General features: G+C 63.2%; 18 protein-coding genes. 10 read left to right on the top strand and 8 right to left on the bottom strand.

Features of this window, described 5'->3' with window-relative positions; genetic code table 11:
* The first annotated feature begins 71 nt into the window (after positions 1-71).
* The gene (locus tag EN807_RS20520; RefSeq protein ID WP_135936431.1) at positions 72-374 is read left to right on the top strand and encodes a DUF982 domain-containing protein; all 303 of its coding nucleotides are present in this window, start codon (positions 72-74) and stop codon (positions 372-374) included.
* An 86-nt stretch (positions 375-460) separates the two neighbouring features.
* On the opposite strand, the gene EN807_RS20515 is transcribed toward EN807_RS20520, so the two are convergent.
* Both EN807_RS20515 and EN807_RS20510 read right to left on the bottom strand, forming a co-directional pair.
* Positions 461-1,249, bottom strand: coding sequence for a GGDEF domain-containing protein (locus EN807_RS20515; RefSeq protein ID WP_127210807.1), 789 nt, complete (start codon positions 1,247-1,249; stop codon positions 461-463).
* A 100-nt stretch (positions 1,250-1,349) separates the two neighbouring features.
* Positions 1,350-1,862: a DinB family protein gene (locus EN807_RS20510; protein WP_065008961.1), complete on the bottom strand. Its 513-nt coding sequence runs from the start codon at positions 1,860-1,862 to the stop codon at positions 1,350-1,352.
* A gap of 91 nt (positions 1,863-1,953) precedes the next feature.
* On the opposite strand from EN807_RS20510, the gene EN807_RS20505 reads away from it, so the two are divergent.
* The 4 genes from EN807_RS20505 to ndk all read left to right on the top strand — a co-directional run bounded on the left by EN807_RS20505 (position 1,954) and on the right by ndk (position 4,353).
* Positions 1,954-2,649: a glutathione S-transferase family protein gene (locus tag EN807_RS20505; RefSeq protein WP_065008960.1), complete on the top strand. Its 696-nt coding sequence runs from the start codon at positions 1,954-1,956 to the stop codon at positions 2,647-2,649.
* 89 nt (positions 2,650-2,738) lie between these two features.
* Positions 2,739-3,374 carry a 5,6-dimethylbenzimidazole synthase gene (gene bluB, locus EN807_RS20500; RefSeq protein WP_135936430.1) on the top strand — a complete coding sequence of 212 codons (636 nt, stop codon included), beginning with the start codon at positions 2,739-2,741 and terminating at the stop codon, positions 3,372-3,374.
* Between the two features lie 130 nt (positions 3,375-3,504).
* The gene (locus EN807_RS20495) at positions 3,505-3,801 is read left to right on the top strand and encodes a DUF1905 domain-containing protein (protein WP_029354315.1); all 297 of its coding nucleotides are present in this window, start codon (positions 3,505-3,507) and stop codon (positions 3,799-3,801) included.
* 129 nt (positions 3,802-3,930) lie between these two features.
* Complete coding sequence (ndk, locus tag EN807_RS20490) at positions 3,931-4,353, top strand: nucleoside-diphosphate kinase (RefSeq protein ID WP_135936429.1); 423 nt, start codon at positions 3,931-3,933, stop codon at positions 4,351-4,353.
* 137 nt (positions 4,354-4,490) lie between these two features.
* On the opposite strand, the gene EN807_RS20485 is transcribed toward ndk, so the two are convergent.
* Positions 4,491-5,255: a YbaY family lipoprotein gene (locus EN807_RS20485; protein ID WP_135936428.1), complete on the bottom strand. Its 765-nt coding sequence runs from the start codon at positions 5,253-5,255 to the stop codon at positions 4,491-4,493.
* A 281-nt stretch (positions 5,256-5,536) separates the two neighbouring features.
* On the opposite strand from EN807_RS20485, the gene EN807_RS20480 reads away from it, so the two are divergent.
* The 4 genes from EN807_RS20480 to EN807_RS20465 are packed head-to-tail and all read left to right on the top strand — an operon-like array spanning position 5,537 to position 8,103.
* The gene (locus tag EN807_RS20480) at positions 5,537-5,860 is read left to right on the top strand and encodes a DUF2282 domain-containing protein (RefSeq protein WP_065008956.1); all 324 of its coding nucleotides are present in this window, start codon (positions 5,537-5,539) and stop codon (positions 5,858-5,860) included.
* 32 nt (positions 5,861-5,892) lie between these two features.
* Positions 5,893-6,816: a DUF692 domain-containing protein gene (locus EN807_RS20475; RefSeq protein ID WP_135936427.1), complete on the top strand. Its 924-nt coding sequence runs from the start codon at positions 5,893-5,895 to the stop codon at positions 6,814-6,816.
* Complete coding sequence (locus EN807_RS20470; protein ID WP_135936426.1) at positions 6,803-7,603, top strand: DNA-binding domain-containing protein; 801 nt, start codon at positions 6,803-6,805, stop codon at positions 7,601-7,603. The genes EN807_RS20475 and EN807_RS20470 overlap by 14 nt, the downstream gene beginning before the upstream one ends.
* Positions 7,600-8,103 (top strand): DoxX family protein, encoded by a 504-nt coding sequence (locus EN807_RS20465; RefSeq protein ID WP_135936425.1) that lies wholly within the window; start codon positions 7,600-7,602, stop codon positions 8,101-8,103. Before EN807_RS20470 ends, EN807_RS20465 begins: the two co-directional genes overlap by 4 nt.
* A 44-nt stretch (positions 8,104-8,147) precedes the next feature.
* Here EN807_RS20465 and EN807_RS20460 read toward each other — a convergent pair whose 3' ends face one another.
* The 5 genes from EN807_RS20460 to EN807_RS20440 form a co-directional block, all read right to left on the bottom strand.
* Positions 8,148-8,621: a molybdenum cofactor biosynthesis protein MoaE gene (locus EN807_RS20460; protein ID WP_135936424.1), complete on the bottom strand. Its 474-nt coding sequence runs from the start codon at positions 8,619-8,621 to the stop codon at positions 8,148-8,150.
* 2 nt (positions 8,622-8,623) lie between these two features.
* Positions 8,624-8,881, bottom strand: coding sequence for a molybdopterin converting factor subunit 1 (gene moaD, locus EN807_RS20455; RefSeq protein WP_135936423.1), 258 nt, complete (start codon positions 8,879-8,881; stop codon positions 8,624-8,626).
* Position 8,882: 1 nt separating this feature from the next.
* The gene (pgsA, locus tag EN807_RS20450; RefSeq protein WP_127316551.1) at positions 8,883-9,479 is read right to left on the bottom strand and encodes a CDP-diacylglycerol--glycerol-3-phosphate 3-phosphatidyltransferase; all 597 of its coding nucleotides are present in this window, start codon (positions 9,477-9,479) and stop codon (positions 8,883-8,885) included.
* Positions 9,480-9,578: 99 nt separating this feature from the next.
* Positions 9,579-11,666, bottom strand: coding sequence for an excinuclease ABC subunit UvrC (gene uvrC / locus EN807_RS20445; RefSeq protein ID WP_135936422.1), 2,088 nt, complete (start codon positions 11,664-11,666; stop codon positions 9,579-9,581).
* Entirely contained in the window at positions 11,663-12,439 is a 777-nt protein-coding gene (locus tag EN807_RS20440) for an SDR family oxidoreductase (protein ID WP_135936421.1), read from the bottom strand. Before EN807_RS20440 ends, uvrC begins: the two co-directional genes overlap by 4 nt.
* Before the next feature lie 405 nt (positions 12,440-12,844).
* Here EN807_RS20440 and EN807_RS20435 point away from each other — a divergent pair, with 405 nt between their 5' ends.
* Complete coding sequence (locus EN807_RS20435; RefSeq protein WP_095519591.1) at positions 12,845-13,495, top strand: outer membrane protein; 651 nt, start codon at positions 12,845-12,847, stop codon at positions 13,493-13,495.
* Positions 13,496-13,622: the final 127 nt, after the last annotated feature.

Raw genomic sequence — 13,622 nt, 5'->3', positions numbered from 1 at the left:
CGTTTCTGGGCGTCCAATTCAGATCGGAGAGCGGCGTCCGCCGTCACCTCCGCCCAATTCGAGAGGCAAGAATGCACGACACGATCCTCTTCACCCCCGTCGCCGTTACCGTCGGCGCCGGCCACAAGCGCATAATCGCTTCGCTCTTCGACATGCATGAGTTCCTGACCGAGTTCCCACCATCGCGGCGACGCCTGAGTTATGGCGCGGCGGTGAAGGCATGCGAGGCGGCACGTGCCGGCGAGATCTCGCCCGAAGCGGCGCGCGATGCCATGATCACCTTCGCGGCGGCGGCAGGCATTCTCTGGCCTTCGGCCCAACCGGCAGTCTCGGTCAAGCCGGTCGCGCGGGGCCAGGGCGGATACGCCGCATGACTGGCTAGGCCTCTTTTGCGACTATGGCCCGCCGAAGATGCTGTTCGTCTTCGACGGGTTTCCGACATGGATATCAGGCGCGGCCCTCAATGGACCGTCATCAGGTCGCCGTTCGGAAAACCGCTCAATGTCGCCGCTTCAAAGCTGACTTGGTCGCGGCCGTTTGATTTAGCCCTGTATAGGTGTTTATCCGCCACAACGAACATCTCGGCATAGGTGGTCGGTCCGCTGAAGGCGACGCCGCCGATGCTTACCGAGAGGGGACAGGGTTGCCCGCCCGGGGAAAAATCCGCCTCGCGGATACGGCGCCGTATCCCCTCCGCGACCAGCCAGGAATGCGACGGGTCGGCGCCGGGAAGGAAGACTGCGAATTCCTCACCGCCAATTCGCCCGACGATGTCGGCGCCGCGCAGCTGGTCTTGAATGGTCTTGGCGATCAGCTTGAGGGCCTGATCGCCACAGTCGTGGCCGAGGCGATCGTTGACGGACTTGAAATGGTCGGCGTCGACAATCAGCAAGGCGCCGGAGCTGGCGACAGAATGGCTGCGAGCTTGCTCGAGATAGGCTTCGACAAGCATTGAAAACGCGCCGCGGTTGAACACCGCTGTCAGGCTGTCGGTCGCCGCGACAATTGTCAGTTCCTTTTGCGCGATTGCCAGCTGACGCATTTTCCACATCAGGAAAGACAGGAACGAACCGGCCAGCACCAGCGGCAGCAGCAGATCGGTGAGTTTCGCCCGCCACAGCGCTTCAGGCGACAGATACGGGAAATTGAAGGAATCGACGAAGAAGGCGGCGGCGATGCAGACCGCGGTGCCGACAACGGTGACGGCCACCACCCTGCCCCAACTCGTGGGGGAAAAATCGATCCGCATGCCATTGCTCCCGCTATGGCAGGCTATTTTGAAGCCGGAACACGAATGAAGTCCTAAGACTTTGCTTCAATTCGATCGTGATCGATCCGGATAATCCAAATCAGGCGAAGGCGCGGCCCTCTTCGCTGCGCTGGAACAGCGTCAGGTCAAGTGGCACCGAAGGCCGGCCGAGAACGGTCAGGATCGCGTGCGCCTGGCCGCGGTGATGGGTCTGGTGGTTGAAAAAATGATCAAGCGCCGGCGCCAATCGCTGCGAGACGGTGCGCATGTCGGAGACGGTCATGTAGGAGAAGCGGCCGGACAAAGCCTTGTCGCTTAACGCCCCGACCCAGTCGATAATCCTTTTGTCTTCGGCCTCGCGCGCCAGCTGCAAGCCCGGCAAGGCGCGGTGCAGGATCGTATCGAGCCTGGCCGGCGCGTCGCCCTCGCCGGTAAAGCGCCTCATCCAGATGCGGTCGGCAGTCAGAACATGGTTGAGCGTGCCCATCATCGAGCCGAAGAAAACCCCGACATTGCGGTGAAATTCTTCCTCGTCGAGATCGGCGGCGGCATCGTAGATGCGGCTATTGGCCCATTGATTGTAGGCCGCAAACATCATGAAGTGCTGTTTCATCTTTTTCTCCCGACCCGCGAGACCCCGTTTCGGGTGCCTACCGCATCGGCCCGAAACGTCGCTCTAGTAGACCGCAAGGAAGCTGCCGCCAATGACCATTCTGCTCTATGACCTCGTCGGACGCGATGCCGCCCGTCCGTTCAGCCCACATTGCTGGAAGGCGACGATGGCGCTTGCCCACAAGGGGGTCGACATCTCAACCGTGCCGACGCGTTTTCTCGAAGTGCCCACTGTTGAAGGCGGCGCTTCGAAACTCGTTCCAGTGATCCGCGACGGCGAGAAGGTGGTCGCCGATTCCTTCGCCATCGCGCTCTATCTCGATGAGGCCTATCCTGAGCGGCCGACATTGTTTTCCGGCGACGGCGGCAAGGCGATGGCGCGCTTCATCGAACGCTGGTCGCAACTGACCATCCACCCTTATGTCACCACTGCGGCGATCATGGACCTCCACGCCATGCAGGATGAGCCGAACGCCGCCTATTTCCGCCAGAGCCGCGAGCAGCGCTTCGGCAAGAGACTGGAAGAGGTGATGGCGGCGCGAGACCTCGGCCTTGGCGCCTTCCGCGCCTCGCTGGAGCCGTTGCGCTCGATGCTCACCTATCAGCCGTTCATCGGCGGCCAATCACCGCTGTTTGCCGACTACATCGTCTTCGGCGCGCTGCAATGGGCGCGCATCGCCTCACCCTACCGGTTGCTCGACGACAGCGATGTGGTGGCGCAGTGGTTCGAGCGCTGCCTCGATTTGCATGGCGGCCTCGGCCGCAAGGTGGCGGCGGCTGCCGCATAGGGCAGTAGGGCAGTAGGTATGCGCACCGCCATGACTTACTGCCCTACTCCCCTACTCCCCTACTCCCCTAACAAAGGCAGCACGACCCCATGACGTCAGGCCCGGAATTCCCGGACGATTTTCGCGCCGAGTTGGGCAACCTCTTCCTGTGGCGGCGGGACGTCAGGCGATTCAAGCCGACGCCGCTTCCGGAAGGCGCTCTGGAGCGGCTGCTTGACCTCGCCAGCATTGCGCCCTCGGTCGGGCTGAGCCAGCCCTGGCGTTTCGTCATGGTCGAGAGTGCGGAATTCCGCGCCGCGGTCAGGACATGCTTCGAGCGCTGCAATGCAGAGGCGCTCGCATCGTTCGGCGGCGAACGCGCCGCGCTCTATGCACGCCTGAAGCTCGCCGGCTTGAACGAGGCGCCCTGTCAATTCGCGGTTTTCGCCGACCGCGCGACAGAACAGGGACATGGGCTCGGCCGCCTGACCATGCCCGCCACCATCGACTATTCGGCGGTGATGGCGATCCACACCTTTTGGCTGGCGGCGCGCGCGGAAGGAATAGGCATGGGCTGGGTCTCGATCCTCGATCCGGCCGAAATGGCGACGATCCTGGACGCGCCGCCGGAGTGGACGCTGATCGGTTACTTCTGCGTCGGCTATCCGAGCGAGAACCACAGCGTGCCGGAACTGGAACGGGAAGGCTGGGAAGTCCGGCGCGCTTCGATCGTAATAAGGCGGTAGTGCATCGGCGGCGCTGCCAGTCTTTGCGAGGAGGAATCGACATCATGGATGTTTCGCCAATCGCCGGCGTTGCCGACAAGGCACCATGGCGAAGCCAGCCGCGACGGCTTTGATCGGAGGAAGGCACAAAATGTTTCGCTACGACGTGCAGGCCGAGATCTGGGTCTATCCAGGCAAGGGCGGCTGGCATTTCGTGACGCTGCCGCCGGAGCTTGGGGCACGGATCAAGACGGCGACGGCGGGGATGGCACGGCCCTGGGGCTCGCTGGGCGTGGAAGCCATCATCGGCCAGACCAGATGGCGGACATCGCTGTTTCCCGACAAAAAGTCCGGCAGCCTGCTCTTGCCGATCAAGACGGCGGTCCGGGTCCGCGAAGGCCTTCGGGCTGGCGACACGGCCAACCTGACGATCGAGATGCAGTTATAACAACATTGGTTCTGGCTGACGGCGACACGCTATGCGGCGGCTAGTGCCAGCCTCCCCTTGGCAAGCCGGCGGGCGGCTTGTATAGAGCCCGCCACCCTGAATTCCACTCTCCATCACAAGGACGATCCCATGGCGCTCGAACGCACCTTTTCCATGATCAAGCCGGACGCGACCCGGCGCAATCTCACCGGCGCCATCACCCAGATGCTGGAAGATGCCGGCCTGCGCGTCATCGCTTCGCGCCGGGTGTGGATGAGCCGCCGCGAGGCGGAAGGCTTTTATGCCGTCCACAAGGAGCGTCCGTTCTTTGGCGAGCTGGTCGAGTCCATGTCGTCGGGCCCGACCGTCGTGCAGGTTCTGGAAGGCGAGGACGCCATTGCCAAAAACCGCGACGTGATGGGCGCCACCAACCCGGCCAACGCCGCCGAAGGCACCATCCGCAAGGTGCACGCGCTGTCGATCGGCGAGAATTCGGTGCACGGCTCCGACGCGCCGGAGACCGCCGCGCAGGAGATCAAATACTGGTTCTCGGACACAGAGATCGTCGGCTAAGCCGATAAGTCCATCACCACGTCACATGCAAAAAAGGCCGGCGCAATGCTGGCCTTTATTCGTTGCGGCGATCCTGCACCGGATGCCGGCGCCCTCCACAGCGCATGATGCTCAAAAACCGAAACCGGCTTGAACGATCAGCTCGCGGCGTTGAAGCGCAGAATGACGCGGCCGTCCTTGTCTGCGATAACAAGCTTGCCGGCGTCGACATGGTAGGTCGCCGCCTTGGCCAGCGCCTCGAACAGCGCCTTTTCCTCGGCCATGATCTCGGGCGCGCAGGCTTTGAAGGTCGAACCGATGTCATTGATGGCGATCGTCGAACCATCGACTTTGGCGATGGCGAAGTAGACGTTGCAAGGACCGTTGCCGCCGGCCTTGCCGGCCTCGCTGATCCTGAACGTCGCCTGCGGCTCGGCGATCACACCAATGCCGTCGATATACTCGATCAGCCAGCTCTGCCCGAACACCGGCGCCGACGCCGGCTGCTCGCTCGACGTCACCATCTTCAGCATGATGGTCTGCGGCGCGTCGCTCAGCGGATCGACGTGGTGGCGCGTATCGGAGATGAACAACAGCCTGTCGTCGACGGTGATGCGCGCCTGCAGCACATAGGTCATATCAGGCCGGATCACCTGGGGATCGAAGCTGATCTCGAACTTGATCGGCACCTGGCCGGCCGGCGCCATCTTGCGCTCGCCGATGACAGCGGCCGGCGCATCGGCCTGCGGGACATTGGCAAGCTGCACGAAAAGCACGGCGTTGGGCGGCAGCGCGATGCGCTCGCGATACGTCACCTCGCCCTTCAGGGTCTTCTCGGCAGCAACGGACAACTCAGGCACCAGTATACCAACGACCAGCGGCATGACACCGAAGATGAAGAACTCGGCGATCCTGCCCAGCATGATTCTGCTCCCCCAGCGCACCAAACTGGTCGCAACGTCTCGCAGGATTGCGGTGGTTCCGTGGCGCCCCACACACGCACTGTTCGCACGGCGGTGCCATCCGGCTTGTGGTCTTTGTTCGTCGGCCTCCTTGGCATGACCGGCAAAATTATGCTCAAGCCAGGTCCCAGGCGATCACGAAGTCGTGTTCCCCAAAAGATGTAACACAGCGGCCTCCGGACCGAACTTACCAATGCGCGCTTGAGGAACGGGCGCGCAACAACCCAATCGGAGGTGAAATCATGACAACGAGATCAACCGTGAGCGCAGCCTTTCTGGCCGGCGCCGTTGCCACGGCTCTTGCTTCTTTTGCGACGGCCGCGCCGCTATCCGAGGCAGAGGCCAAGGCGGCGATGGATGCCGGCAAGGAGAAGTGCTTTGGCGTCGCCCTGAAGGGGCAGAACGACTGCGCGGCAGGACCTGGCACTACCTGCCAAGGCACCTCGACTGTCGATTACCAAGGCAACGCCTGGAAGTTTGTCGACGGCGGCACCTGCACGACGATGGACCTACCCGGCGACCGCAAGGGCTCGCCTACGGAATTGGCCCGCGACATCCCGTCGTAAGCAATGCAACTGCCCGGAAAGCGGAGGCGAAGATGAACGGACTGGCCCCAGCATCCCGCATGTCGAAAACCTCGCGCTTTCCGGCACACCCGCTCGCCGGCCTTGCCGGCACCAGTTTCAAGCATGAACATTTGCAGGCAATTATTGCCGGCGGCGGTAAGGACGGTTTCTTCGAGGTCCACGCCGAAAACTACATGGGCGCCGGCGGCCCGCCTCACGATGCGTTGACCAAGATCCGCCGCGACTATCCCGTTTCGCTGCACGGGGTGTGCATGTCGATCGGCGGACCGCGGCCGCTCGACAAAGCGCATCTCGGCCGTTTCAAGGCGCTCGTCGACCGCTATGAGCCGGCGCTCGTTTCCGAGCATCTCGCCTGGTCGACCCACGACACCACCTATTACAACGACCTGCTTCCGCTGCCCTATACGCCGGCAACGGTTTCGCGGGTCGCGGACCACATCGACGAAATGCAGCGGGCGATCGGCCGCCCGATCCTGCTCGAGAACCCCTCGACCTACGTCCTTTTCCCGGAATCGACGATGAGCGAGACAGATTTCACTCGCGAGCTGGTGCGGCGTACCGGTTGCGGCCTGCTGCTCGACGTCAACAACGTGTTCGTTTCAGCCACCAATCACGGCTATTCAGCCCTTTCCTACCTCGCGGATTTCCCGATAGATCATGTCGGCGAAATCCATCTGGCCGGGCACGCGGAGCAGGAGGATGACGAGGGCGAGGTGCTGCTCATCGACAGCCATGACGGCCCGGTCGCCGACGCGGTCTGGAAGCTTTTCGATATCATCACCGGACTATGCGGACCGCTCCCGACGCTCATCGAATGGGACAGCGACATTCCCGACTGGCCGGTGCTCAAGGCAGAGGCGGCGGCCGCCCAAACGATCCTCGACCGTCATGCCGACAGCGATCATATGTTCGGAAAAGCCCATGCCGCAGGATGATTTCCAGTCGGGCGACCTCTGCCGCCGGTTTGACTATGCCGCGGCATTCACCGCCGGTTTGCTCGATCCTGACCGAGCCCCGCCTGACGTTGTCTCCGGACCGAACGGGAAGGCTGCGATCAAGCGATATGCCGTCTACCGCAACAACGTCACGGTCAGCCTGATCGATGCGCTGGCCGCCAGCTTTCCAGCGACGCTGCGCATCACCGGCCCGAACTTTTTTCGCGCAATGGCGCGCTTTCATGTTCGCGAAACACCGCCCACCTCGCCGCTTCTATTCGAGTACGGCCGCGACTTTCCCGATTTCATCGAGCGCTACGAATACGCGCAGTCGATGCCGTGGCTGGCCGACGTGGCGCGCATGGAGCGGGCTTGGCTCGACGCCTATCATGCCGCCGACGCGGAACCGTTGGCTTCCGGAGCACTGGCGTCGATCCCGTCCGAACGACTGGCCGATACCGTGTTCGTGCCGCACCCGGCGACGCGCGCCATACGCTCGCGCTATCCCGTCGTGACGATCTTCGCGGCAAACCGGAGCGACGGTCCTGTCGGGCGGATCGACGCAAGCGGCCGTGAAGATGCGCTGATCACGCGACCCGGCCTCGAAGTCTATGTCCTCCATCTGCCGCCCGGCACCGCGGTTTTTCTGGATCGCCTCATGGCGGGTGAGCCGCTCGGCGCGGCGGCCGCGGCAGCGTTTGCGGAGCGTGCCGAATTCGACCTTTCCGCCAACATTGCCGACCTGCTGCAAGCAGGCGCCTTCACAGCGGCACACCAGGGAGGATGAGCGTGACGAACCATGGGCAGAACGCCAGCATCGAGCCGCGAGGGATCGCCGCCCTCGTCGAGAGGGTGAATGCCGCCCTTCGCACGAGTGCAACACCGTCGCTGACGCAGCTCGTCCTGCGCTGCGCACTCGCCGTCCCGTTCTGGCGGTCCGGCGTCAACAAATGGGACGGTTTTTTGCAGCTGAACGATGTCGCCGTGCTGCTTTTCAGCTCGGAGCTCAAGCTGCATCTGCCCGGCGGCCCTTACGATTTTCCTGCACCTGGGCTGGTGGCGTTCGTCTCAGGATCGGCGGAAATCCTGCTGCCAATTCTTCTCGTTCTCGGCCTGGCGACACGACTGGCGGCATTCGGGCTGCTGCTGATGACGTTGATCATACAGCTCACCGTGCCGGACGGCTGGCCGCTGCACATCACCTGGGCGGCGATGGCGCTCGGCATCATGGCGTGGGGACCCGGCCGGATTGCGCTCGATCACTGGATCGGCACCGACAAGGGCTGATCGGGGGCTGATGGGTTTCCACCCTCTGGCGGTGACGCGAAACGTCAATTTCGCTTCCAGCGGCTTGCGGCCTCGTCGTCGGCCTCCTTGGCATCGACCCAGCCGCCTTGCGAGCCGTCGGTGTGGTGTTCCTTCTTCCAGAACGGCGCGCGCGATTTCAGGTAATCCATCAGGAAGTTCGCCGCCTCGAATGCCGCCTGCCGGTGCGTGGAGGCAGCGACCACCAGCACGATGTTCTCACCGGGCGCGATCCTGCCATGGCGGTGGATGGCGGTGAGGCCCCGCAGCGGCCAGCGGTGAACCGCCTCGGCGGCGATGCGGCCGATCTCGGCCTCGGCCATGCCGGGATAATGTTCGAGTTCGAGTGCCGCGAGCCTGCCCGCTTCATCGCGGCAGAGACCCGAGAAAGTCACCACGGCGCCGATGTCGGCGCGGCCTTGCGTCATCTTGGCGATCTCTGCGGCGACATCGAAATCCTCCGCCTGGATACGCACCGTCGGCACCACCGCGCCAGGCATTTTCAGCCACCCGTCATCGGCGGGAACAGCGCGATCTCGCGCGCGCCGGCGATCTTCTCGCCGTGCTCGACATGTTCCTGGTTGATGGCGACGCGGATCACATCAGGATATTGCAGCGCGTGCTCGTACTCCTCGCCGCGCGATTTCAGCCAGCGCAGCAGGTCGGCCACCGTCTCGATGCCGGCGGGCAATTCGACATCCTCTTGCGGCTTGCCGATCCGCTCGCGCACCCAGGCAAAATAAATGAGCCTCGTCGACATCCTACTCGTCCATGATGTGCTTGAGGCCGGCGCGGAAATAGTCGTAGCCGGTGTAGAGCGTGACCAAGGCGGCGATCCACAACAGCACGAGCCCGGTCTGGGTGGTCAGCGGGAAGATCTTGTCGCCGGCAGGTCCCGCGAGCAGGAAGGCGATGGCGACCATCTGGATGGTGGTCTTCCACTTTGCCAGCTGCGTCACCGGTACCGAGACCTTCAGCGCCGCCAGATATTCGCGCAGGCCCGAGACCAGGATCTCGCGGCACAGGATGATGATCGCCGCCCACAGCGACCAGCCTGCGATGCCGGCATGGCGATCGGTGTCGGCCGCCAGCAGCAGCAGACAAGTGGCGACCAGCAACTTGTCTGCGATCGGATCGAGCATCTTGCCGATATTCGAGGTCTGCTGCCAGGCGCGCGCCAGATAGCCGTCGAAATAGTCGGTGATCGAGGCCAGCAGGAAAATGATCAGCGCCGACCAGCGGGCGAAGTCGCTCGACTTCAGATGTCCTTCGAGAAAAAAACACAGCACAACCAGCGGCACCGCGAGGATGCGGGCATAGGTGAGCATGTTGGGCAGGTTGAATGCGCGCTGGGCCATATTTTTGGGAACTCTTTCTGCCTGCCTACTCAAATCAGAAGCGAATGTGGGGGGTCAACAGGCGATAGTCGATGGACCAAGCGAAAATAGCCGAATCCATCAGCTCTCGTGAAAATGGTTGTAGACCAGCTTCGCCACCTGCTCGGAAATGCCGTCGACCTTGACCAAATCCTCGATCGCGGCGCGGCTGACCGCCTTGGCGGTGCCGAAATGCATGAGCAGCGCGCGTTTGCGGCCGGGACCGATGCCGCTGATCTCGTCGAGCGGGCTCTTGACCATCTCCTTCTTGCGGCGGGCGCGGTGCGTGCCGATGGCGAAGCGGTGGACCTCGTCGCGCAGCCGCTGGACGAAATAGAGCACGGGGTCGCGCACGGGGAGCGAAAACGGTGGCTTGCCCATGACGAAAAAGCGTTCGCGGCCGGCGTCACGGTCCTGGCCCTTGGCGATGCCGATGGCCTGGACACGGTCCTCGATGCCGAGATCGGCGAGGATCTTGCGCACCGCTGTCATCTGGCCCTGACCGCCGTCGATGAGGATGACGTCCGGCCAGGCCGGGAAACCGCCCGCATCCTCGATATCGTCGCCCTGTTCGGACAGGATGTCGTCCGCCGCCTGTTCGCTCGGCGGCACGTCGCCATGTTCCTTCAGCAGTCGGGAAAAACGCCGCTCCATCACCTCGCGCATCATGCCGAAATCATCTCCCGGCGTGATCTCGGTCGAGCGGATGTTGAATTTCCGGTACTGGTTCTTCACGAAGCCTTCAGGGCCGGCGACAACCATGGCGCCGACGGCGTTGGTGCCCATGATGTGGGAGTTGTCGTAGACCTCGATGCGGACCGGTGTTTTCTTCAGGCCGAAGGTCTCGGCGAAGCCGGTGAGCAGCCGCCCTTGCGTCGAGGTCTCGGCCAGCCGGCGGCCGAGCGCCTCACGGGCATTCTGCAGTGCGTTGTCGGTTAAATCCTTCTTCTCGCCGCGCTGCGGCACCGAGATAGCCACCTTGCGGCCCGCGCGGGTGGAGAGCGCCTCGGCCAGCAACTCCTGGTCCTCGACGCCATGCGACAACAGAATGGTACGCGGCGTCGGCTTGTCGTCATAGAATTGCGCCAGGAACGAGCCCAGCACCTCGGCCGCGTCCAGCGCCGGATCGGCCTTGGGGAAATAGGCGCGGTTGCCCCAGTTCTGCCCGGTGCGGAAGAAGAACACCTGGATGCAGACCTGGCCGCCTTCCTGGTGGATGGCGAAGACATCGGCCTCGTCGACGGTCTGCGGGTTGATGCCCTGATGGCTCTGCACATGCGACAGCGCCGCCAGCCGGTCGCGATAGATGGCGGCGCGCTCGAAATCGAGATTTTCCGAAGCCTGCTGCATGGCAGCGGAGATATCGGTCTTCACCTTCTGACTGCGGCCGGACAAGAACTCCTTCGCCTCGGCGACCAGCTTGGCATAGTCGCCATGCGAGATTTCGCCGGTGCACGGGCCGGCGCAGCGCTTGATCTGGAACAGCAGGCACGGCCGGGTGCGGTTCTCGTAGAAGGAGTTGGTGCAACTCCTGAGCAGGAAGGCGCGCTGCAGCGAGTTGATGGTGCGGCCGACGGCGCCGGCCGATGCGAAGGGGCCGAAATAATCGCCCTTGCGCGAACGCGCGCCGCGATGCTTGTAGATGCCGGGCGAGACGTGATCGCCGGTCAGCAGGATGTAGGGGAACGACTTGTCGTCCCGCATCAGCACATTGAATCGCGGCCGCAAGCGCTTGATGAGGTTGGCTTCCAGCAGCAGCGCTTCGATCTCGGTGCGGGTGACGACGAATTCCATCGTCGCGGTCTCGCGCACCATGCGGCCGATGCGGCTGGTGTGGAAACGGCCTTGCGCGTAATTGGTCACCCGCTTCTTCAGGCTGCGCGCCTTGCCGACATAGAGCACGTCGCCTGCGGCATTCATCATGCGGTAGACGCCGGGCGCGTTGGGCAGCCGTTTGACCAGCGTCTGGATGACTTCGGCGCCGACCATGCCGTCGGCATCGCCGGCATGCGGCGTCCAATCGATGGCCGTGAAGGCAACTTCAGGACCGCCGGAACCGGGAGCTGACGTTTCGACGATCTCCTCCGCCGCCTCGTCCTCGAGGTCGACATCGGGGGGCAGGTCGTCGGCGGCGCCGCCTCGTTTGTGTTTCTGGTCCATGGGACTCATTCGACAATGCCTGTCACATCCGGCGTCTGCCATGCAAGGTGCTGGCCGCCGTCGAGCGCGATCATTTGGCCGGTGACCGAGCGCGCGCCCCAGAGATAGCGGATGGTGGCGCCGAATTCAGGCAATTCCGGGCCGCGCTTCAGGATCAGGCCGTCGACCTGCGCGGCAAAATCGCTGTCTTCCTGGCGCGCGCTCTTCAGCGTCGGGCCGGGGCCGATGGCGTTGACGCGAATGCGAGGCGCCAGCGCCTGCGCCATCATTTGCGTCTGCGTCCACAATGTCGATTTCGACAGCGCGTAGGAGAAATAGCGTGGCGTCGGGCGCCAGACGCGCTGGTCGATCATATTGACGATCAGCCCTTCCTGGCCTTCCGGCAGCGCGCGGGCGAATTCTTGCCCCAAAAGTACCGGCGCTTTCACATGGACGGCGAAGTGACGGTCCCAGGCAAGCCAGTCGACGTCCTGAACCGTGTCGTCCATGAACAGCGAGGCATTGTTGACCAGCAGTGTAACAGGTCCGAGCGCGGCTTCGGCGCGGCTGATCATGTCGCCGACCGCGGCCATGTCGCTCAGGTCGGCGGCGACCACAGCGGCACGGCCATCCTGGCCAAAATGGCCGCCGTTGATCCGCGCGGCCAACGCTTCCGCCTCGGCCCGCGAGCGGTTGCAATGGATGGCGACAGCAAAACCGTTCGCGGCAAGATCCTCGACGATCGCCTTGCCGATCCGCTTGCCCCCGCCCGTCACCAGCGCCGTTCCAGCGGCCTTGCTCATCCTGTCAATCCTCAATGGGCTTCGATTTCAGCCCGCCAGCGAAATATGGCCGGCCAAGCGTTAAATGCCGTTCGGACCTTGGGCAGCATTGTGGCAAAGCGGCCGGATCGGTCTTCGACTGTGGCCGGGACTCGGCTGCCAGACCGCAATATAGGGCGGCGGACTCCTTGCTCCAAGCGGTGTTCAGCATGGCACGGCAAAGCCTCCTGCCACCATCTGTTGCGCAGATGCAACGTCAAAGTTCGGCCTCATTCGTGCCCGGTAATGACCCAAGTTCAGGTTCGCTTCAGCCGCATTTTGACACGACATTCGGAACCGTTGAGCGCCAGATCCGTTTTTCCCCCCGGCGGGTTGAGGGCGCTCGTGAAAGCAAGCCTGTGCCTGTGGCTTAAGGAGTAAAGAACAATGCAAGCCAATCTTAAATTTGCGCGACCGCTGGCGGTGGCGCTCGGGCTCTTCGCCCTCGGCGGAACCGCCTATGCTGCTGACGTCATCTCGGAAGAGCCGCCGGCACCCGCCCCGATCGCCGAACTTCCGGTCGCTTCCTGGGCCGGTCCCTATGCCGGTGTAAGCGTCGGCTACGGCTTCAGCGGTCATGCCGATGCCGACGATATCGGCGTTGACGTCGACACCGATGGATTCGTCGGCGGCGTCTTCGGCGGCTATCAGTGGCAGCAGGAGAACTTCGTGTACGGTGCTGAAGCCGATATCGGCTATAGCGGCATCGAGGGCGACGATGCCGGCGTCGAGGCCAAGGGCGGCTTCGAAGGCTCGCTGCGCGCCCGCCTCGGCTACGCCGTCACCCCGGAGATCCTGCTCTACGGCACCGCCGGTGGCGCGCTCAAGAACCAGGAAATCGAAGCCGCTGGCTCCAGCGACGAAAACACCATGCTCGGCTGGACGGCCGGCGTCGGTACCGACATCAAGATCACCGACAATGTGTTCGGCCGTGTCGAGTATCGCTACACCGACTTCGGCGACAAGGACTTCGACGGTATCGGCAAGGTCAAGTCGACCGACAACCGCGTCACTTTCGGCGTCGGTATGAAATTCTAAATACGTCCAAGCCACGACACGAAAAAGCCGGGCCTCGTGCCCGGCTTTTTTTGTCTCTAGAGCGGGATGCATTCAGATTGAAGCCGCATTTCTACGACGCCAAGTGATTCCACTTGGCTGCAAAAAT

Origin of the sequence: Mesorhizobium sp. M5C.F.Ca.ET.164.01.1.1 (assembly GCF_004792125.1) — a bacterium.
Lineage (GTDB): Bacteria > Pseudomonadota > Alphaproteobacteria > Rhizobiales > Rhizobiaceae > Mesorhizobium > Mesorhizobium wenxiniae.
The sequence above is the reverse complement of the archived record's forward strand: the minus strand, read 5'-3'. Positions and strand labels throughout refer to the sequence as shown.